A 19,542-nucleotide genomic window follows, 5' to 3' on the forward strand; every position below is an offset into this window, starting at 1 on the left:
TGAACGTGATGTCCGTGTCCAGCGGCAGTTGTCCGGACATGGCATCCGGTGCTGCGGGATATCGGTATCGGTGTTGATGGTGCAACGACCTTACTGTGAAGACCACTTGCGCATCTCGTGAACGGATAAGCTCACTTTTGGGGCTGTTCCTTGGGGGGAACACAGAATGTCCGGGGGGAAGGGCGAGCGTCCATGTCCGATGCCGATCGTCACAAGCCGTTCGAAGACCGCACTCTGCTGGTCGTCTCGACCAACTACGCACCGGAGCTGACGGGCATCGGTCCGTACGCCGCGCAGCTCGCCGAGCACTGGGCCGCGTCCGGGGCAGAGACCCATGTACTGACCGGCATGCCGCACTATCCGTCCTGGCGTACCGAAGCGGAGTACCGGGGCGTGTGGCGGGTCGCCGAGAAGCGGGCCGGGGTCACCGTCCACCGGCGAAGACACTATGTGCCGCCGCGCCAGACGGCCCTGCGCAGAGCGGCGTTCGAGGCCACGGTGCTCGGGCACGGTCTGCTGTCGCCGCCCGTTTCGCGTCCGCCGGACGCGGTGATCTCCCAGATGCCGAGCCTTGCGGGCGGTGTCATCGGGGCCCGGCTGGCGGGCCGCCACCGAGTCCCGCACATACCGGTCGTGCAGGATCTGATGGGCGCCGCCGCCGCACAGAGCGGTATCCGGGGCGGGGGCCGGGCGGCAGCCGTCGCCTCGGCGGCCGAACGTTACGCGCTGCGCGGCGCCGCCCTCGTCGGAGTCATCCACGAGAGTTTCGTCCCGCGTGTCACCGAGTACGGCGTGGACCCGGGGCGTATCCGTATCGTTCCCAACTGGTCGCATGTGCAGGCGCCTTCGGCAGACCGTGCGGGGACCCGGGCAAGACTCGGCTGGAGCGAGGGCGCTCCCGTGGTCCTGCACTCCGGGAACATGGGACTCAAACAGGGCCTGGAGGTCCTGATCGACGCGGCCCGGCTGGCACCGGAGATACGTTTCGTACTGATGGGGGACGGGAATCAGCGCGCGGCGCTGCTGGGGCGTGCGACGGGCCTGCGCAATCTCGACTTCCTGCCGCCGGCCGGCGCGGACGAGTTCACGGACATTCTCGCTGCCGCCGATGTGCTGGCGGTGACCCAGCGGGCATCCGTGCTCGACATGAGCGTCCCGTCCAAACTCACCTCGTACTTCGTCTCGGGCCGCCCTGTCGTCGCTTCGGTCGCCGACGGGGGAGGCACCGCCCAGGAGGTCCACCGGTCCGGCGCCGGGATCCTCGTCGCACCGGAGGATCCCGCCGCGCTGCTGTCAGCCGTACGCAAGCTCTTCGAAGCGCCGGCCGAAGCGGACCGGATCGGCGCCAACGGACCGCAGTACGTCGCACGTCACCTGAGCCGGGAGGCGGGCCTGGCCCGCTTCGACGCTCTGCTCACCGAGGTCCTCGCGGACGCACAAGGGAGACCACGCCGATGACCCAGCCGTTCCGCGCCCTGGAGGACCAGGACGAACCCGCACTGCTGAGGGATCAGTTCCGTCAGCTCCTGCGCTACCGCGCACTGCTCGCCTCCGGCGTCGTCCTCGGACTCCTCGGCGGCGGCTGGCTCGCCCTGAGCGGCGAGGAGAACTACACATCGACGGGCGAGGTGGTCGTACGCTCCGCCGTCTCGGACCCCTTCGCCGCGGGCGCCTCCGCCGACAAGGGCATCAACATCGGCTCCGAGCGGCAGACCGCCGTCAGCGACACCGTGGGCACCCTGGCCGTCGGCTCCCTGGCCAGGCAGGGCGACCGGGTGGAGGTCGGGACCCTGCTGTCCGGTCTCCAGGTCACGAACCCGCCGAACACGCTCGTGCTCCGCTTCTCCTACACCGGCCGCACCCCCGCGCTGGCGAAGGCGCGGGCCGAGGCGCTCGCCGACGCCTATCTGGAGATCCGCAGACAGCGCACCGAGGACAGCATCGCCAACATGGTCGACGGCTACCGCGCCCAGCTGAAGCCCCTCACCGAACAGCGCGATGAGCTGGCGGAGCAGGCCGGGACGAGCAACGACGTGACCAGCGCGCGGGCCAACCTCGTGGTCTCGATCTCCGAACTGAGCAGGAAGATCTCGGAGTTGCGGGCCCTGGACACCACGCCCGGCTATCTGACGAAGAAGCCCGTCGCGCCCACGGACCCCACCGGTGCGGGGCTGCCCCTGTTGCTCGGACTCGGCGGTGTCGTCGGCCTCGCGCTCGGCCTGCTCCTTTCGTGGGTACGCCTGGTCTTCGACCCGGCCGTGCGCTCCACCCGGGAGCTGGTCCGTTCGCTCGGCGCGCCGCTGCTCGGCACCCTGCCCAGGGAACGGGCATCCGCGGGCGCGCTGCTCGCCATCGGGCGGAGCGGTAGCCGACTCGCCGAGGAGTACCGGGCGGTCGCCTTCCGGCTCGCCTACGACCCGTCGTTCGCCCAGCGCCGCAGACTCCTGGTCACGGCCCCGCGCGGGGACAACGCCGCGGCGGCCGCCGCCGCGGTCAACCTGGCCGCGGCCTTCGCCGAGATGGGACGTGACGTACTCCTGGTCGAGGCCGATCTGCGCACCCCCTCACTGGCCAGGGACCTCGGCCCGGCCGTGCAGGGCGCCGGGCCGCGCTGGGCATCGGGGAGCGAACGGGCCTGGCCGTCGGACAGCCGGATGAATGTGGACGTACCCGGGTCGGGCGCCTTCACCCTGATAGCGGGCCGGCGCACGGACAACGTCCCGCGTGCCCTGACCTCCGCGCCCGTCGGACGGATCGTCGCCGAGGGCGACCGGCCGGGCGCCGTCGTCATCGTGCTGGCCCCGCCCGTGCTCTCGTACGCGGATGCCGTCGCACTGATCGACCGGGTGGAGGGTGTCGTGGTGGTCTGCGACCCGCGCGAGGTGCACCGCAGCGACCTGGAGCGGATCCGCGAGATCATCGGGGCGGCCGGAGGCTCCGTGCTCGGCGCCCTGTTGCACCCCGGCCGGAGCCGCTACGAGCGCCGGGCCCGCAAGAAGGCCGGCCGGCGCCGCACGGGGGGCGGCCGGTCCGGCTCCGCTACCGGCCGGGACGACGGTGGCCGCGGCGGCCGGGAGCACACCGGCGACCCGGCCGAGACGCTCGGCCTGCGCACCTTCGATCCCACCGCGGGACACAGATGAAGGCACGGACCGCGATCGTCTGCTCGGTCGCGGACCAGGGCGTGGCGGCGCTCACCAACATCCTGGTACTGGTGGCCGCCGCCCGGCTCTCCACGGTGGCCGACTTCGCCCGCTTCTCGGCGGTCTACCTCGTCTTCACCGTGCTGCTGGGGGTATCCGGCGCCTACACCGGGCAGCCGCTGGTGCTGCGGCGCGGCGAGAGCGACGAGGTGCGCGGCGCGTGCCGGTCGGCGGTCGCCTTCACCCTGCTCACCGCGGCCGCGCTCGGCGCCCTGCTCGCCACCGTCTGCCTGACGCTGCCGGGAGCCACCGCACATGCCCTGATGATGCTGGGGCTCGTCCTGCCGGTGGTGCTGGGACAGGACACCATGCGTTACGCCTTCTCCACCCTGCACCTGCCGCACCTGGCGCTGGCGGGCGATGTACTCAGACTGGTCTGTGTGCTGGGCGCGCTGGCCGTACAGCCGTACGGTGCCGCGGCGGCCCGGCTCGTCAGCGTCTGGGGGCTGTCCGCGCTGCCCGCTCTCCTGCTGTCGGCCGCCCTGCTGCACCGCAGAGTGGCCGGTACGCCCCTGCGGCTCAAGGTCCTGCTGCGGAGAGGGCATCTGGGACGACGCTTCGTGGTGGAGTTCGGGGTGGGAAACGCCACCAGCCAGCTCTCCGTGCTCGGGCTCGGCATGGTCGGCAATCCACTCGTGGTGGGCGCCCTGCGCGGTGCCACCACTGTCTTCGGGCCGCTGAACGTGCTGTTCACCTCGGCAACCGGCTTCGGCCCGCCACTGCTCGGACGGCTCGCCTCCGAACGGCGCAGGATACGTGCCACAGCGACGCTCGCCGCGGTCCTGGCCGTCACAGCCGCCGCCTGGGCCACCGCACTCGCCCTGCTGCCCGACGGAATCGGCCGCCATCTGCTCGGCGACACCTGGCCCACGGCCGCCGCCCTGCTCCCGGCAACGGGCAGCCAGTACGCGGCGATGGCTGTCGGCACCTGCGGGCTGCTGGCGCTCCGGATGCTCGACCCCCGTACCACTCTCTCCATCCAGGTGGTCTTCTCGCTCGCCGCCGTCGCCTTCCTCACCGGCGGCTATGTGCTCGGCGGGGTGCCGGGCGCGGCCTGGGGCCTGTGCCTGGGATCCGTCTGCAAGGCGGTGGCCACCTGGACCCGGGTGGCCCGGCTCAGGCGCCGCACCGCGGTGGAACAGGTGCCCGTCAGTGCGAGCGCTGTCCGCTCCAGCTCCTGAAGCTTGTGATCAGCAGCAGACAGAGCGCCGCGATCGCCAGTTTCCCGACGGACTGCAACAGCGGTCCGCGCAACAGAATGAAGGTGTACCCGGCGATCAACGGCGCGGCGATGGCCAGAACACTGCCGGGGCCCGGGCCGTCCCGGGACACCGCCCGCGCGTATCGCCGGTCGGTGCGTGCGGCGACGTACCCGATCAGTGCGAGACCGCCGACCATGCCCGGAGCACCGAAGTCGACCCACAGCTCGGTCCACAGCGGCGCCGACAGGTTGGTCATGTTCATCCCCATCCACTGGCCGACGCGGACCCCCGTGTCCTCCGGCTTGCCGCTCCACACCGACCGGGGCACGAAGAAGAGGGCGGAGCCCGCCAGCTGACGCCCATAGGTGTGGCCGCGGGTGTCGACCCAGGTAATGGTGTTGGCGAACATCACCGTCTGGTCGTAGTCCTTGGTGGCCAGCGGCTCGAAGACCGACGACGAATCCACCGGCCGGTACCCGGCGCTGTCGTAGCGGAACCGGTCCGCGTACGGAAACAGCACCAGCGCCCCGACCACCCCCATGGCCAGCACCGACCGGTACATCGCCGCGCTGCTCGGGAACGCGGTGAACAGGAGCGAGACCAGTACGGTCAGGAACCAGTAACGGGCATTGGATATCGGGTTGTTGACGACAACGTTGAGGATTGCCAGCGCGCACCAGACCAGAACCGTCGAGGGGGAACGCCGGGCCCTGCGCGAGGTCACCAGGCGGCGGGTGCAGAAGAGCAGCCCCAGCAGCGCGGGTACCGTACCGAAGCCCTTGAGGAAGGCCGATCCCACGTTGGACTGGCTCGACGCAACCCCGCTGACCGCGACCGAGGCGCTGATCTCCTGGCGGCTGGTGAAGAAGATCGCGGGCCCGCCGAGCTTCAGGATGTAGTAGCCGCTCGCCGCGAAGGCCAGCACCACCAGCAGCCTGAGCCGCATCCGGTGCGCGGTGGCCGGACCGCTTCCGGCGTGTGCGGTGACCCGGCGGCGCAGCGGACGCCGGGACGCCAGCAGCGCCCCGAGGTCGAACGCGGCGCACCCCACCAGGATCAGCGCGATGGCCGTCATCAGATCCGACCGCGGTCCCACCATCGGGGTGGGGGTCTGCCCGATGACCGTCTGGGCGAACGGGGCCACCCCCATCGCGATGTACACGAACATCCAGAACACGCCCTGCAGCAGACGCCGCCGCGTGGACAGGATCATCGTGGCGAGCCGGGCTCCCGCGTAACACGTCAGTACCAACTGCAGCCAGTACGCGGTGTCCCGGACGCCCGTCCCCGGCTGCGCCGCGATCACCGCGGGCAGGAAGCACACCAGGCCGAGGATGAGAGGCACGGCCAGGGCCCGCGACAGCATCGCCCACGACATGGGCTTCGCCGGCGGCTGGACCGGGTCTCGCGGGCCGTGCTCCGGTACGGGTGCGGACGACGCCGCCTCGTGCACGGACGTCATCTGCTCCCCGTTCCGTGGACCTGTGAACACTCTAACGAATCAGCCCACTTGGGGGGTTTGGATGACTAGTCTGTAAAAGGTCGGCCGAGGTTGAGGGGAACCCTGGTGAAGATCCTGCACGTCGTCACACTGCACACCCCGGACCATGCGTTCGGCGGCCCGACAAGGGTGGCGCTCAACCTGTCGAAGGTCCAGCGGGCCGGGGGCGACGACGCCCGCATCATGGCGCTGGGTGACGGCTTCGAAGGCCGGCTGCCGCGCGAGGTCGAGGGAGTGCCGGTCCATCTCTTCCGGGCCCGCCATCTGCTCCCCATGTTCGAGGTCAGCGGAATCACCTCCGGTGCGCTCCTGCTCGCCGCCCGTCGCATGATGCGCGGCGCCGATCTCGTCCATGTCCATCTCATGCGCGACCTGGTGACGCTGCCCGTCGCACTGCTCGCGCTGGCCTCCCGCACACCCCTGGTCGTCCAGACCCATGGCATGGTGGACCCGACCGAGAAGCGGGTTGCCCAGCTGACCGACCTGCTGGGGGTGCGCAAGGTGCTGCGGGACGCCGACGCCGTGCTGCACCTGACCGAGAGGGAACGCCTCGATGTGAACGCTGTTGCCGCACCGGTGCCGTTGACCCGCACCGTACGGCTGGTCAATGGAGTACGGCCGCAGGAGCTGGGGCCGGCCAGGGAGTCGGGGCGGCCGCCGACGGTCCTCTTCCTGGCCCGGATCCAGGAGCGCAAGCGCCCGGAAGACTTCGTCGCCGCGATGCCGACGGTCCTGGCCGAGCACCCGGACGCCCGGTTCGTACTGGCCGGCCCCGACACCGGAGCGCTGCCCGCGACGCTCGAACTCGCCCGCAGACTCGAGGTGATGGACTCCCTCGACCATGTGGGAGCGCTCGACCACGAAGAGGTCCTCGCGGCGGGGCGGCAGGCCGATGTGTACGTACTGCCGTCGATCGAGGAACCCCTGGGCGTATCCGTCCTCGAAGCGATGTCGGTCGGTACCCCCGTGGTCATCACCCGCACCTGTGGCCTCGGCCCCGATGTCGCGCGGGCCGGGGCGGGCCGGGTGATCGACAGCCGGGTCGGCGAGGACGGGAAGAACGCGCTCAAGGTCGCCGGGGCGATACTGGAACTCCTCGAACCCGAGGCCAACGCCCGGGCGGGAAAGGCCGCTTGGGACCTGGTCAATGAGCAGTTCACCATCGAGGTCGTGACCCGGACCCTCCGGCGGACCTACGAGGACGTGGTCCGCCGGAAGGGCCGCTGATTCAAACGGTCTTCCCCTCACGGGACTTGAGCGCGATCTGCCAGCGGTAGAAACTCATCGCCAGCGCGAAGTCGAAGCCCGCCCGCCCGTCGAGGAATCCCCGCCGGTACACATACATGTACGCGAACGACACCAGGGGCTTGAAGGGCGCCTTGTGGAAAAGCTGCCCCTGGCGCGACTTCACCCTCCGCACCTGCTCCTTGACCTCGGGGTGGTGCTCCAGCCACGCCTCCCAGTCCGAGTAGCGGTTGTGCCGCTCGAACCAGGCGGTGACCGGGTCGAGATCCTGGTGCTCGATCGGATTGCGGAGCGAGCCGGCCGACTCGGCGACCGGCTGGTAGTGGCCCTCGACCTCACCGATGCCCGGCGCTTCGAGATCCCCGACCTCCGGGTACCGGCAGCGGGTGCGGTCGGTCAGTGACCGCTTGCGGATGGTGTAGCCGTGCCGCAGCCGCTTCCCGGAGAACCAGTAACCCAGCGGTATGTCGTACGCCGCGGGTTTCGGCGCGCCGGGATCGGCGAAGATCTGGCGCAGTTCTGCCAGCAGACCGGGGCTGAGCCGCTCGTCCCCGTCGAGCAGCAGAATCCAGTCCAGGTCCGTGCGGACATGGTCCAGGCACCACTGCTTCTTTCGCGGATGGCCGCCGTCCCAGGTGTACGTGATCACCTCGGCCCCGCACTCCTCGGCGATCTTCGCCGTGTCGTCCGTGCTGTGCGAGTCGACGACGACGACCGCTTCGAAGTGGCCGAGCACCGAATTCACCGCCTCGGCGATGTTCAGCCCCTCGTTCTTCGTGGGGATCGCCACGGCTATCGGCAGCTTGCTCATCCATGGTCTCCTTCGGGCAGCCAGGCGTAGCAGCCTGTGGAGGTGAACGCGCGGGCCGCCTCCGGGACGGTGATCTCGGCCCGCTTCCCGGAGGCGGAGGAGCCCGACACCAGGTTCTTGCCGTTCGCCCCGGTGATCTGCCAGGTGCAGTTCTTGGTGGGAGTGACGTCGTGATAGCGCCCGGGCCGGATCTGCTCGTCCTTGTACGTACCGTCCGCGTACCCCTGCGAAGCCTCCCGCACCAGCTCTTCGTGCTGGGTGCAGAGGTGCTCGACGGCGGGTTTCGCATCGGCGATCTCGCCCGTCACGATCGCGCCGACCGCCGTGTCCCGGTCGACCTTCACGAGGTACGTCAGCTTGTCGCAGGTCTCCTGACCGGTCTGTAGCACGGCCGCCGGGTCCATGCCCCTGGGCACGCGGTCGACCAGATACTCCTTCTGCTTCTTGCTGAAGGAGCCGGTGGCCGGGGTGAGTTCATCGGTGGGCAGCTTCGGTGGTTCGCTCGTCCGCGGAGCCGAAGGGTCACTGGGCGAGACGGCGCCGGGACCTGCCGACGGAGCCGTGACAGGGGTCCGGGTGGCCGATGGCCTTCCATCGCTCGCCGCCTTGTGCCCGTCGGAGGACGAGCTGCAGGCGGCCAGCGCCGCCGTCAGTACGACGACGGCGGCGCCGGCCGGGAACGGATACCTCATCCACCCGTCCTCAGGGCGTAGTGGGCGCTGACCTGCGAGCCGCTCAGCGCGGTCGGGTAGACGGCGGTCTCGTCGATCTGCCCGGCGAAGAAGCTGCTCGTCGGCTGGTTCGGCCAGTTGTTCAGATTGTCCCCGCCGACCCGCCAGTAGCCGCTGTAGTTCTGATTGGCGGTGTACAGGGCGTTCGAGGCGCGGAGCTGTCCGTCCACGTACAGAGCCATGCCTCCGGTGCCCTGCGTGGCGACGACATGGTGCCAGGCACCGTCGTTGTAGGCCGCGGGTGTCGTGACGGTCCTGGCACCGCCGCTGTAGACCCCGAAGATCAGCCGCCCGTCATTGCGCATGTACACGTGCTTGTCGAACTGGGTGCTGTTCTGCATGGTCACATTGCCGAAGCCGATGATCTTCCCTCCCCTCGTGGTCGTCGTCTTGATCCATGTCTCCACCGAGAACCTGGTGGGCTGCGCATGACGCTTGTTGCTGTACGCGTACTGGTTCGAACCGTTGAAGCCGATCGCCGTCGAAGCACCCGCCACAGCGGCCGGAGTCTGCCGGTAGGCGGGGGAGTTGCGCAGGAATCCGTTGTCCAGCCCGCTGCCGGTGTCTGCGGCGAAGGTCGAGGTGCCTTCGTCGTACCGCCAGTACAGCGAAGCACCGTCCGCCAGCACCTTGGCGGGGTACTTCTGGGCGGTTGACGCCACGGTGGCGGACAGGGCGGGCGACTTGGCACTGGTGTTGGTGCCGTCGCTCGCACTGATCCGGTACGAGTGGGTCTCACCCGCGGCCACGTCCGTATCGGTCCACCTCAGCTGTGGCCGGTCCCAGAACAGCGAGTACCCCGTCGTGGTGTACACCGGGGTACTCGCACCGTCCTTGTAGATCCGGTAGGTGAGCTCACCGTCGTCGGCGTCGAAGCTCGTCTGCCAATTGACCTCGACCTCGCCCGCGGCAACGGTGGACAGGCTGACGTTCGGCACCCACGGCGCCCCGGTGTCGGGGCCGTCGGCGAACCGGGTGAGGCCCTGCTGCGCGGAGCCGTTGACGGTGGTGAATTCGCCGCCCACCCACAGATAGTGATGGCCGCCCTTGTCGGTCTGCGCCATCACTCGCGGTCCGACCGGCTCCCCGATGCCGTCGTTGGTGTCCGGGAACCAGGGGAGCAGCTTCGGGTCGTCGACGGACTGGGCCAGCAGATGCTTGCGCGGCTGGTCCGGGAACTCACCCATGCTGGCGCAGTCGTGCGCGTGACTGCCGCTGTACAGAACGCCGTTGTGCACGAGGACGGCCTGGGTGGCGCCCAGGCAGGTGTCCCGCCAGCGCTGCTCGAAGTTGCCGAGGTTCAGCGCGATCCGGCCGTCGAAGACACCGCCTCCGGTGCCCTCGTTGGCGGTGTAGAAGCCGGTGGCGTCCGTGGTCAGGTCCTGCACCGTGGAGGTGTTCGGAATGAAGCCGGCCGGGTAGCTCTTGGCGACGGCTCCGGTGGTGGCGTCCACGACGGCCAGTGCGTGCGAGGCGGTGCCGTTGACGGTGAAGAAGTCACCGCCGATCAGCACGTGTTTCTGATCGGGCGTCAGCTCGACGGCCCGGCCCACCTCGTCGGTATTGGCCGTCCACGGCTTCAGCGCGGCGCCCGTGGTGACCGCGGCGAACTTGTTCCGGGTCTGCCCCGCCACTGTGTTGAAGTCACCGCCCAGATAGACGGTGTCGGCCGTGACGGCCAGCGCCCGTACCGTCGCGGAGACGGAGACCTTGAAGCCTTGGCGCGGGGTGCAGGTCGCGGTGTCGATCGCGGCGATATTACTCACTCCGACCCCGCTCACCGCCCCGAACTGCCCGCCGACGTAAAGGGTCTTCTGATCGGGGGAGAGTGCGAGGGCCCGTACGGTCGCTGTCCCCGACGAGAGCGTGAACGACAGACTGCAGCCGGTCGGTGCACCGGTCGCCGCATCGAACGCGGCGAAGTTCACCGCGGGCTGTTCGGAGGTTCCGGCGGCCGCGTCCGGCGGCCGGACGGTGGAGAAGGTCCCGCCGGTGTACACGACACCGGCGTCCGACGCGGCCATCGACCAGACGATGCCGTTGGTCTGCCAGGTGGTGAGGTCGTCCGCGGTCAGGGAGACCGGCGGTGTGAGGGCCGCGGCCGGGGAGCCCCCGGACGCGGCGGCGGTCAGGGCTCCGGCGAGCAGGCAGAGCGCGGCGGCCGCGGCACGTGCCCTGCCGCGTCCGATGGGTCTGCGCCCCGTACTTCCGTTCATCATTCAGCTCCGAAGGTGAGAACGAGCTGCGGCCGCAGGGCCGCGGTTCCTGCCTCGTCCGACCGGCGGCGGAAAATGTCCGTCCCGCTGCCGGCATGGGCGAGTGAGTGGTCCGGGCCCGGGGCCCGGACCGGTACGGACGCCCTCGGGACCACCGGGCAGCCGGTGGAGAGCGAGGTCGTGCCCGTATTGGTCCCCGGCACGGTCGTGGGGTGCGACGGCCGGGTGCTGTGGGTGATTGCCGAACCGGTCCACACACAGGTGACCGGCAGGGCGGTGCGGCTGTCGGATGTGCCCGGATCTCTCATCGGTCCACCCGCACAGCCGCTCCGGCGAGTTGGTCGGACAGCTGACGGATGTCCGCCTCGACCATGATCCTGGCGAGCTCCCGCGATTTCACGGCCGGTTTCCAGCCGAGCAGTTCCTCGGCCTTGGCTGCATCACCGATCAGCGCGTCGACCTCGCTGGGGCGCTCGTACTTGGCGTCGTAGCGGACGTGCTCCCGCCAGTCCAGGCCGGCGTGTGCGAAGGCGTACTCCAGGAACTGCCGGACGCTGACACCCTCGCCGGTGGCCACCACATAGTCGTCCGGGTTGTCGCACTGCAGCATGCGCCACATCGCGTCGACGTACTCGGGGGCGTAGCCCCAGTCGCGCACGGCATCGAGATTGCCCAGGTGGAGGTGTGTCTGCAGACCTGCCCTGATCCTGGCCACCCCACGAGTGATCTTCCGGGTCACGAACGTCTCGCCGCGGCGCGGGGACTCGTGGTTGAAGAGAATCCCGTTGACCGCGAACATCCCGTACGCCTCACGGTAGTTGACGGTCGCCCAGTACGAATAGACCTTGGCGACGCTGTACGGGCTCCGCGGATGGAAGGGGGTCTTCTCGTTCTGCGGCGGAGGGGTGGCGCCGAACATCTCCGACGAGGACGCCTGATAGATACGGGTGTCGATACCGCTCGCGCGGACGGCCTCCAGCAGCCGGATGGTGCCGAGGCCGGTGATGTCACCGGTGTACAGCGGAGCGTCGAACGAGACGCGGACGTGCGACTGCGCACCCAGGTTGTAGACCTCGTCCGGCCGGATGTCGCGCAGCAGATTCACCAGCGCGACCCCGTCGGCGAGGTCGGCGTGATGCAGGACGAACGAACGGTTCTCTTCCTCCGGCCCCTGGTAGATGTGGTCGATCCGCTCGGTGTTGAAGCTCGACGAGCGGCGTATCAGTCCATGGACCGTGTACCCCTTTTCGAGCAGCAGCTCGGACAGGTACGAACCGTCCTGTCCGGTCACGCCGGTGATGAGCGCGGTCTTCGCCACGACTCCCCCTCTGTGTTCGCCTGAAAGGCTGTTGGTTCTCACCGAAATATCGGAATTGAGTGATCTGCGGCAAAACGTCACCGCGGCCCGCGGCTGCTGGCACAATCCGAGCCATGACGACTGATCCCCTCGGCCCTCCCCAGGAATCCGTCCGCCCCCTCCTACGACCCGGCGCCCGCATATTCGTCGCGGGCCACCGCGGTCTGGTCGGTTCGGCGGTGGTACGCCGCCTCATCGCGTCCGGACACGAGGTGATCACCCGCGATCGGGATCACCTCGATCTGCGCGACGCCGCGCGGACCGAGGCGTTTCTCCGCGAGGTCCGTCCGGACGCAGTGGTGCTGGCCGCCGCCAAGGTCGGCGGGATCATGGCCAACAACACGTATCCGGTGCAGTTCCTCGAAGACAATCTGCGCATCCAGCTGAGCGTCATCGCCGGAGCACATGCCGCCGGGGCCGAGCGGCTGCTCTTCCTCGGCTCGTCCTGCATCTACCCCAAGCGCGCCCCGCAGCCGATCCCCGAAAGCTCCCTGCTCACAGGCCCGTTGGAGCCGACGAACGAGGCATACGCACTGGCCAAGATCGCCGGAATCGTGCAGACCCAGTCCTACCGCCGGCAGTTCGGCGCCTCGTACATCAGTGCCATGCCCACCAACCTCTACGGTCCGGGCGACAACTTCGACCTGGAGACCTCGCACGTACTGCCCGCGCTGATCCGCCGCTTCCACGAGGCGGGACGCGACGGCTCGCCCGTGGTCACGCTCTGGGGCTCCGGCAGCCCGCGCCGCGAATTCCTGCACGTCGACGATCTGGCCGCCGCGTGCCTCCTGCTGCTGGAGCGCTACGACGGTGACGAGCCCGTCAACGTCGGCTGCGGTGAGGACCTGACGATCCATGAACTCGCCGACATTGTAGGGGATGTGACGGAGTACCAGGGTCGTGTCGAATGGGACACATCGAAGCCCGACGGCACCCCGCGTAAGCTGCTCGACGTCTCCCGGCTCACCTCCCTCGGCTTCGCACCGCAGATTCCACTGCGCGACGGGATCGCCCGTACCTACGCATGGTGGCTGGAGCGGCAGACCGCACAGGTCTGAGCGGACCCGACGGGCCGACCGGCACGGGCCGGCCGCCGCAACGCGACGGCCGCCCGTCCCTCCGGCCCCGCACGGCCGGAGGTTTCGCACTCTTCGCATCGACGGCCGCCGCACTCAGTACGCCCCGCGGCCGTCGGTGACGGCGCGCAGCGTACGGGCCATGAGTCCCATGTCCGTGGCCACCGACCAGTTGTCGACGTACCACAGGTCGAGCGAGACGGTCTCCTGCCAGGACAGGTCCGAGCGCCCACTGACCTGCCACAGACCGGTCAGCCCCGGCCTGACCGCGAGCCTCCGGAGCTCGCGCTCGTCGTAGCGGGACACCTCATCCGGCAGTGGAGGCCGCGGACCGACCAGCGACATGTCGCCCCGGAGCACATTGAGCAGTTGCGGCAGCTCGTCGAGAGATGTCCGGCGCAGCAGACGGCCGATCCCGGTCACCCGGGGGTCGCGACGCATCTTGAACATCGGGCCGTCGTTCTCGTTCGCCATGGCCAGCTGCGCCCTGTGGCTCTCGGCGTCCACCACCATCGTCCGGAACTTCCACATCGTGAACGGCCGGTTGTGCTGCCCGTGGCGGATCTGGCGGTGGAAGACCGGCCCGTTCGAGCCGAGCCGCACCGCCGCCCCGATCAGGAGCAGCAGGGGTGCCAGAACCAGCAGACCGAGTGCGGCGCCGGTACGGTCCACCACGGCCTTCAGGACCATCTGTGGTCCCCGGCGCAGCGGCGGTGCGATGTGCAACAGGGTCAGCCCGGCCGCCGCGGAGGGCCGTACCCGGCCGGCCGCGATGCCCGAGAGTTCCGACAGCACGGACAGCGGGAGCCCGCCGTCGTGCAGGCCCCAGGAGAGCCGGCGCAGCCGCTCCTCGGAGAGCTGCGGCCCGGGTACCACCAGAGCCAGGTCCGCGTCATGGGCGAAGGCTCCGCCCAGTACGGTCGACGCATCGTCGTCGGCCGGTGCCGGTGCGAGCCGGCCCGGCACCTGGACCTCGCACTCCAGCGGCGTGGTCCCCACCGGTATGGCGGCCACGACCGAGTACGGATGGTCCGCACGGGAACCGAGCAGCTGCACCGCGCGTTCCACACCCGGAGCCTCACCGACCACGAGTACCCGCCGGACCGCCCGCTGCTGCCACCCCGGCCAGGGCAGCCGCCGCACCCCCCATATGGCAATGCCCACGAGCAGGCCGGGCAGCAGGGCCACGACCGCCGTCGCAGGATCGGCCGAATCGCCGGTCATGGTCCTCAGCACGGCGAGTACGCCGATGAGCAGCAGCCAGTCGCCTGTCGTGCTCAGCACCCCGGGCGGATCGCCCGGAGGCCGGTCCGCGTACCGGCCGCGCGCGGCCCGCACACCCGACCACGCAAGCGCGGCCACGGCCGCGGCGACCGCGGCCCGCGACTGCCCTCCGGCCCCCAGCACGAGCCATGCCGGAATCCCCAGGCCGACAAGTTCGGCCCCGATGACGACCGGCAGACACCGGCCCGTCCTTCTCTTCGTCGCGGCCGGTCCTGAACGTTCGCGCTGTACGGTCGGCGCCCTCCGTAGATCGTTGAGTTCCTTGTTGCGAGGCCGATTTGAAGCAGTCCGTGGAGGAGGCGCCCCTGCCAGTCCCACAGGTCCTGTTCTGTCCGAATCGGGTAGCTCGACATGCCCCATGAACCCCCCAGTCACAGTTGCATCGCCATAAACGGGACGCATCCGCCGATCCCATGGACTGACGGATGCGCCCTCGCTGGCTGCACGATATCCACACACGTGCCATTTCGCTGGAGTTCCAGTGAAGTTCAGACATGCGCACTGGCTCGGAACTCGTCCCGTTCCGGGCTGGATCTCTCGGTCTGTGGGCGACTGTTCGCATTTGGAAGGTGCCGGAATCGGATGGTGTGCGGACATGTACGTCACCAGTTGTATGGCCTTACCAACAGGTTTGTCTGGGAGGATGCACCGTCGGGATCACGGCACCCGGCCATGACCGGAAGTGGGGACGTGCGGTGACTCCCGCGGAGAAGAACTGGGCCGGAAACATCACGTTCGGGGCGCGGCGGCTGAGTATGCCCCGTTCCGAGGCCGAGCTGCGGGAGACGGTGTCCGCCTCGGCCGCGCTGCACGCGCTCGGCACCCGGCACTCCTTCAACACCGTCGCCGACACCCGCGGCGATCTGGTGTCGGTGGCCGGGCTGCCCCGCAGGGTCGAGATCGACCGGGAGGCAGGGGCGGTCACCGTCGCCGCGGGGCTGCGCTTGGGGGAGTTCGCCGACGTCCTGCACGAGAACGGGTACGCCCTGCACAACCTCGGTTCGCTGCCGCACATCTCGGTCGCCGGGGCCTGCGCGACCGGAACCCACGGTTCGGGAGTCGGTAACGGTTCCATTGCGGGGGCCGTCCGGGCGCTGGACATGGTCACGGCCGACGGCCGGAACGTGTCACTGAGGCGTGGCGACGCGGATTTTCCCGGAGCCGTGGTGGCCATGGGCGCGCTGGGCGTGGTGACCGCGCTGACGCTGGACGTGGTGCCCGCCTTCGAGGTACAGCAGTGGGTCTACGAGGATCTGCAGGAGGCCCGGCTCACGAGCAGTTTCGACGAGGTGATGTCGGCCGCGTACAGCGTCAGTGTCTTCACCGACTGGCGTGAGGGGCCGCTCAATCAGGTGTGGCTCAAGCAGCGGGTGGGTTCCGAGGGGCCGCAGCGGGCGCCCGAGGAGTGGTTCGGCGCGCGGCTCGCGGACGGGCCGCGCCATCCGATCGCCGGGATGCCGGCCGAGAACTGCACCCGCCAGCAGGGCGTTGCCGGACCGTGGCACCGGCGCCTTCCGCACTTCCGTCTGGAGTTCACCCCCAGCAATGGGGACGAACTGCAGTCGGAGTACTTCGTGGCCCGGCAGGACGCGCCTGCCGCGTACGCGGCACTGGGCCGGCTCCGGGAGCGGATCGCCCCGCTGCTGCAGATCACCGAGATCCGCACCGTCGCCCGCGACGATCTGTGGCTGAGCCCGGCGGGCGGCAGGGACTCGGTGGCCTTCCACTTCACCTGGGTACCGGACACGGCCGCTGTCACACCGGTGCTCGGGGCGATCGAGGAGGCTCTGGCACCGTTCGGTGCGCGGCCGCACTGGGGAAAGGTGTTCACCACCACGCCCGGGACACTGCGCACGCTGTACGGGAAGTACGCCGATTTTGAGCGGCTGGCGGCCCGGTTCGACCCGGAGGGCAAATTCCGGAACGACTTCCTGGCGCGCCACTTCCTCCGTTGAGGGGCCTGTGCAGCGGTGTCCCGGCCGCCCGGGGGAGCGAGGCCAGAGGCTGTCGAGGTCTTTCCCGGTCGGGGCCGGCCGGAAGGGGGCCACACTTCCCGGCGCCAGATGCTCCACCGAGCAGCGGAGTGACCACGAGCACGCCCACCGCGTCGCCCGCATGGCGATGCGGATCCGGCCCTTGGAGGCGGCCGCCTCCACGTCATGGCCCTGCTGCGGCTTCGATGGCGGACGCCGGCCAGCGGTTCGCAGACCGGGCAGGGCGGGCAGCGCCGAAGGGAGCATCCCGCGCTGCAGTGCCTCGCCCGGCTTCACCCGCGCCTGATGCAGCTCACCTCACGGCGTGCCCGTGAGGTGAGCTGTGGCGGAGTGGGGAGCAGTTCGCCGGCGCTCGCCGAACGAGAAGGACGACGCCGGTTCATGGGCCGCTCCGCACTCGGTGGAAGTGACTCCACGCATCCTATTGCGGTGGTGTGATCCCCGCAGGACGAGCCGGAACGCGCGAACGGCCCCGGCCGGGTGGATCCTGGTCACAGGACCGCGTCGTGGCGGCGGACCGAGGCCGGGCGCGGTCACAGGAGGTGCGCGATGACTCGCACGCTGGAGTGGCAGGTCCGCGTCGGTCTGTCCGAGGAGGACGGTACGACCAGGGCCGAGGCGGTACTGGACACCGGCTCCGAAAAGCTCATCGGACACGGTGTCGCCCGCTGCAACCCGCAGGACGTGGATGTTCCCGTCATCGGCGACGAACTCGCGGCGAGCCGCGCCATGAAGGACGTCGCCGCGCAGTTGATGAAGGCCGCCGACCATGAACTGGAAACGGTCGGAGCCGGACCCGCGAGCGGGCCCGTCGCACCGCCGTACGCATGGTCCGACACCACGGCCTGAGCCCTGGGGAGGGCATATGACCCGCATCTCGATGACGGTGGACGGCACGAGGTACGAGGACGAGGTCGAGCCCCGGCTGCTGCTGATCCACTGCCTCCGCGACCACCTGGGGTTCACCGGCACGCCCGTCGGCTGCGACACGAGCAACTGCGGGGCGTGCGCCGTCGAACTCGACGGCGACAGTGTCACGAGCTGCTCCGTACTGGAGGTGCAGGCCGACGGCGGCGAAGTGACGACCGTCCAGGGGCTCGCCTCCGACGGCGGATGGACACCGCGTTCGCACTCAGCGGCGAGCCGCGCCGCACCCCCAGGTTGCGCCCGTCCCGGCGCGGCGATGTCGACCCCCGACGCACGGTGCGCGAAGTCCTGCGGCACGTTGGCGAACCCGCCCGGCTGCGCCACCGCACCCCCACCACCGAGCCGCGACGGGTCGTGCTGCCGCTGGACGTCAGCGGCTCCATGGACCCGTACGCGGATGCCCTGCTGCGCCTCGCACACGCCGCGGCGGCTCGCACACCCACCGAAGTGTTCACGATCGGCACCCGGCTGACCCGGGTGACCCGCGAGACGGCCCACCGGGATCCGGACGCGGTACTGGCCGCGGTCGCCGACGCGGTCCCCGACCGCAGCGGCGGCACCCGGCTCGGCGAGATGCTGCGAAACTTCCTCGACCGCTGGGGGCAGCGCTCCTGCGCACGGGGAGCGGTGGTGGTCGTCCTCTCCGACGGCTGGGAGCGGGGCGACCGCGCACTGCTCGCGGCCCGGATGTACCGACTGCACCGGCTGGCGCACCGCGTGGTGTGGGCCAACCCCCGCAAGACGCGCCCGGGTTATGCACCGCTCGCGGCAGGCATGGCGGCGGCGCTGCCGCACGTGGACGCTTTCGTCGAAGGCCACAGCCCGGCCGCCCTGGAGCGGCTGGCGGCAGTGGTCCGAGGGGCGGCCGCCGATGCGTGAGATCCTTCCGGTGCTCAGCCGCTGGTACACCGCCGGGGAAGCGTTCGGGCTCGCCACCGTCGTCGCGGTCAGCCGCAGCGCACCGCGCGGCCCCGGAGCGGCGATGGCCGTGGGCCCGGACGACGAGGTCGTGGGCAGCGTCTCCGGCGGCTGCGTCGAGGGCGCGGTCTTCGAACTGGCCAAGGAGGTCGTGGAAACGGGCCGGGCCCAGCTCCAGACCTTCGGCTACAGCGACGAGGACGCCTTCGCCGTCGGCCTCACCTGCGGCGGCGAGATCACACTCCTCGTGCGTCCCGTGACGGCGGTGTACGACACCTCCTTCGGCGAGGTCGCCGTGTCGGTCGCCGAGCACCGCCCGGTGGTGGTCGCCACCGTGACCGACGGCCCCGCCCCGCGCGGCGCCGCCCTCGCCGTCCGGCCGGACACCGTCTCCGGATCGCTGGGCGCGAGCGGTCTCGACGCCGCCGTCACCGCCGACGCGCGAGGCGAACTCGCCCAAGGCGCAACCGGCTTGCGGCACTACGGCCCCAACGGGGAACGGCGCGAGGACGACGTCACCGTGTTCCTCCAGTCGTTCGCCCCGCCGCCCCGGATGCTGGTCTTCGGCGCCATCGACTTCGCTGCCGCGGTGGCCCGGATCGGTGTGTTCCTCGGCTACCGCGTCACCGTCTGCGACGCCCGCCCCGCCTTCGCCGACCCCCGCCGCTTCCCGGACGCTGCTGAGGTGGTCGTCGACTGGCCGCACCGGTACCTGAGCGATACGGAGATCGACGGGCGGACCGTGATGTGCGTACTCACCCACGACCCGAAGTTCGACGTCCCGCTGCTGGAGGTGGCCCTGCGCACCCCGGCCGCGTACATCGGCGTGATGGGCAGCCGCCGGACCCACGAGGACCGCCTGGCCCGGCTGCGCGAGACCGGTCTCGGCGAAGCGGAACTGGCCCGGCTGCGCTCGCCCATCGGCCTCGACCTCGGCGCGCGTACCCCCGAGGAGGTGGCCGTCTCGATCGCGGCGGAGATCATCGCACTGCGCTGGGGCGGCACCGGCAGCCCGCTCGCGGACACGGTCGGGGCGATCCACCCGCCGCGGCTGAAATCCGTATGACGTCGTGACCC

At 70.2% G+C, this 19,542-nt stretch carries 15 protein-coding genes and 3 pseudogenes; 10 read left to right on the forward strand and 8 right to left on the reverse strand.

Annotation, left to right across the window (positions count from 1 at the left end; all coding sequences use genetic code 11):
* Positions 1–192: 192 nt before the first annotated feature.
* The 3 genes from IEZ15_RS17565 to IEZ15_RS17575 are packed head-to-tail and all read left to right on the forward strand — an operon-like array spanning position 193 to position 4,384.
* Complete coding sequence (locus tag IEZ15_RS17565; protein WP_189277884.1) at positions 193–1,458, forward strand: glycosyltransferase; 1,266 nt, start codon at positions 193–195, stop codon at positions 1,456–1,458.
* Positions 1,455–3,143, forward strand: coding sequence for a lipopolysaccharide biosynthesis protein (locus IEZ15_RS17570; protein ID WP_189277886.1), 1,689 nt, complete (start codon positions 1,455–1,457; stop codon positions 3,141–3,143). Before IEZ15_RS17565 ends, IEZ15_RS17570 begins: the two co-directional genes overlap by 4 nt.
* Complete coding sequence (locus tag IEZ15_RS17575) at positions 3,140–4,384, forward strand: MATE family efflux transporter (RefSeq protein ID WP_189277888.1); 1,245 nt, start codon at positions 3,140–3,142, stop codon at positions 4,382–4,384. The genes IEZ15_RS17570 and IEZ15_RS17575 overlap by 4 nt, the downstream gene beginning before the upstream one ends.
* Here the strand turns inward: IEZ15_RS17575 and IEZ15_RS17580 are convergent.
* On the reverse strand, positions 4,353–5,867 hold the full coding sequence (locus IEZ15_RS17580) for a hypothetical protein (RefSeq protein ID WP_189277890.1): 1,515 nt from the start codon (positions 5,865–5,867) through the stop codon (positions 4,353–4,355). The two genes, IEZ15_RS17575 and IEZ15_RS17580, sit on opposite strands and share 32 nt — an antisense overlap.
* Positions 5,868–5,972: 105 nt before the next feature.
* Here IEZ15_RS17580 and IEZ15_RS17585 point away from each other — a divergent pair, with 105 nt between their 5' ends.
* A complete protein-coding gene (locus tag IEZ15_RS17585) occupies positions 5,973–7,133 on the forward strand; it encodes a glycosyltransferase (RefSeq protein ID WP_189277898.1) in 1,161 nt (386 codons plus the stop codon).
* 1 nt (position 7,134) lies between these two features.
* Here IEZ15_RS17585 and IEZ15_RS17590 read toward each other — a convergent pair whose 3' ends face one another.
* The 5 genes from IEZ15_RS17590 to gmd are packed head-to-tail and all read right to left on the reverse strand — an operon-like array spanning position 7,135 to position 12,227.
* Positions 7,135–7,962 (reverse strand): glycosyltransferase family 2 protein, encoded by an 828-nt coding sequence (locus tag IEZ15_RS17590; protein ID WP_114242902.1) that lies wholly within the window; start codon positions 7,960–7,962, stop codon positions 7,135–7,137.
* Positions 7,959–8,654, reverse strand: coding sequence for an Rv1352/Rv1906c domain-containing protein (locus IEZ15_RS17595; protein WP_189277900.1), 696 nt, complete (start codon positions 8,652–8,654; stop codon positions 7,959–7,961). The genes IEZ15_RS17590 and IEZ15_RS17595 overlap by 4 nt, the downstream gene beginning before the upstream one ends.
* Positions 8,651–10,912: a LamG domain-containing protein gene (locus IEZ15_RS17600; protein WP_229845938.1), complete on the reverse strand. Its 2,262-nt coding sequence runs from the start codon at positions 10,910–10,912 to the stop codon at positions 8,651–8,653. The genes IEZ15_RS17595 and IEZ15_RS17600 overlap by 4 nt, the downstream gene beginning before the upstream one ends.
* Entirely contained in the window at positions 10,909–11,217 is a 309-nt protein-coding gene (locus IEZ15_RS17605) for a hypothetical protein (RefSeq protein ID WP_189277904.1), read from the reverse strand. Before IEZ15_RS17605 ends, IEZ15_RS17600 begins: the two co-directional genes overlap by 4 nt.
* Entirely contained in the window at positions 11,214–12,227 is a 1,014-nt protein-coding gene (gene gmd / locus IEZ15_RS17610) for a GDP-mannose 4,6-dehydratase (protein WP_114242898.1), read from the reverse strand. Before gmd ends, IEZ15_RS17605 begins: the two co-directional genes overlap by 4 nt.
* Positions 12,228–12,340: 113 nt before the next feature.
* Between gmd and IEZ15_RS17615 the strand changes: the two genes are divergently transcribed.
* Complete coding sequence (locus tag IEZ15_RS17615) at positions 12,341–13,324, forward strand: GDP-L-fucose synthase family protein (RefSeq protein ID WP_189277906.1); 984 nt, start codon at positions 12,341–12,343, stop codon at positions 13,322–13,324.
* 114 nt (positions 13,325–13,438) lie between these two features.
* Here the strand turns inward: IEZ15_RS17615 and IEZ15_RS17620 are convergent, their stop codons facing one another.
* Positions 13,439–14,986 (reverse strand): sugar transferase, encoded by a 1,548-nt coding sequence (locus tag IEZ15_RS17620; RefSeq protein ID WP_189277908.1) that lies wholly within the window; start codon positions 14,984–14,986, stop codon positions 13,439–13,441.
* A 335-nt stretch (positions 14,987–15,321) separates the two neighbouring features.
* Here IEZ15_RS17620 and IEZ15_RS17625 point away from each other — a divergent pair, with 335 nt between their 5' ends.
* Positions 15,322–16,581, forward strand: a complete 1,260-nt coding sequence (locus IEZ15_RS17625) for an FAD-binding protein (RefSeq protein WP_308427416.1) — start codon at positions 15,322–15,324, stop codon at positions 16,579–16,581.
* 230 nt (positions 16,582–16,811) lie between these two features.
* Here IEZ15_RS17625 and IEZ15_RS44715 read toward each other — a convergent pair.
* Positions 16,812–17,003: pseudogene (locus IEZ15_RS44715) on the reverse strand (serine/threonine-protein phosphatase); the annotation flags it as partial.
* 166 nt (positions 17,004–17,169) lie between these two features.
* On the opposite strand from IEZ15_RS44715, the gene IEZ15_RS17630 reads away from it, so the two are divergent.
* The 4 genes and pseudogenes from IEZ15_RS17630 (at position 17,170) to IEZ15_RS17645 (ending at position 19,531) form a co-directional block, all read left to right on the forward strand.
* The gene (locus tag IEZ15_RS17630) at positions 17,170–17,469 is read left to right on the forward strand and encodes a DUF1876 domain-containing protein (RefSeq protein ID WP_114242894.1); all 300 of its coding nucleotides are present in this window, start codon (positions 17,170–17,172) and stop codon (positions 17,467–17,469) included.
* 16 nt (positions 17,470–17,485) lie between these two features.
* A pseudogene (locus tag IEZ15_RS17635) lies at positions 17,486–17,741 on the forward strand ((2Fe-2S)-binding protein); the annotation flags it as partial.
* Positions 17,731–18,426: pseudogene (locus tag IEZ15_RS17640) on the forward strand (VWA domain-containing protein); the annotation flags it as partial. The pseudogenes IEZ15_RS17635 and IEZ15_RS17640, both read left to right, overlap by 11 nt.
* On the forward strand, positions 18,419–19,531 hold the full coding sequence (locus IEZ15_RS17645; RefSeq protein WP_189277910.1) for an XdhC family protein: 1,113 nt from the start codon (positions 18,419–18,421) through the stop codon (positions 19,529–19,531). The pseudogene IEZ15_RS17640 and the gene IEZ15_RS17645, both read left to right, overlap by 8 nt.
* Positions 19,532–19,542: the final 11 nt, after the last annotated feature.

Source organism: Streptomyces atratus (genome assembly GCF_014648655.1).
Classification (GTDB): Bacteria; Actinomycetota; Actinomycetes; order Streptomycetales; family Streptomycetaceae; genus Streptomyces; species Streptomyces atratus.

Coding starts and splice junctions, on each gene's coding strand:
- IEZ15_RS17565 (WP_189277884.1), top strand. CDS start 193: ATGTCCGATGCCGATCGTCACAAGCCGTTCGAAGACCGCACTCTGCTG.
- IEZ15_RS17570 (WP_189277886.1), top strand. CDS start 1,455: ATGACCCAGCCGTTCCGCGCCCTGGAGGACCAGGACGAACCCGCACTG.
- IEZ15_RS17575 (WP_189277888.1), top strand. CDS start 3,140: ATGAAGGCACGGACCGCGATCGTCTGCTCGGTCGCGGACCAGGGCGTG.
- IEZ15_RS17580 (WP_189277890.1), bottom strand. CDS start 5,867: ATGACGTCCGTGCACGAGGCGGCGTCGTCCGCACCCGTACCGGAGCAC.
- IEZ15_RS17590 (WP_114242902.1), bottom strand. CDS start 7,962: ATGAGCAAGCTGCCGATAGCCGTGGCGATCCCCACGAAGAACGAGGGG.
- IEZ15_RS17595 (WP_189277900.1), bottom strand. CDS start 8,654: ATGAGGTATCCGTTCCCGGCCGGCGCCGCCGTCGTCGTACTGACGGCG.
- IEZ15_RS17600 (WP_229845938.1), bottom strand. CDS start 10,912: ATGATGAACGGAAGTACGGGGCGCAGACCCATCGGACGCGGCAGGGCA.
- IEZ15_RS17605 (WP_189277904.1), bottom strand. CDS start 11,217: ATGAGAGATCCGGGCACATCCGACAGCCGCACCGCCCTGCCGGTCACC.
- IEZ15_RS17615 (WP_189277906.1), top strand. CDS start 12,341: ATGACGACTGATCCCCTCGGCCCTCCCCAGGAATCCGTCCGCCCCCTC.
- IEZ15_RS17620 (WP_189277908.1), bottom strand. CDS start 14,986: ATGGGGCATGTCGAGCTACCCGATTCGGACAGAACAGGACCTGTGGGA.
- IEZ15_RS17630 (WP_114242894.1), top strand. CDS start 17,170: ATGACTCGCACGCTGGAGTGGCAGGTCCGCGTCGGTCTGTCCGAGGAG.
- IEZ15_RS17645 (WP_189277910.1), top strand. CDS start 18,419: ATGCGTGAGATCCTTCCGGTGCTCAGCCGCTGGTACACCGCCGGGGAA.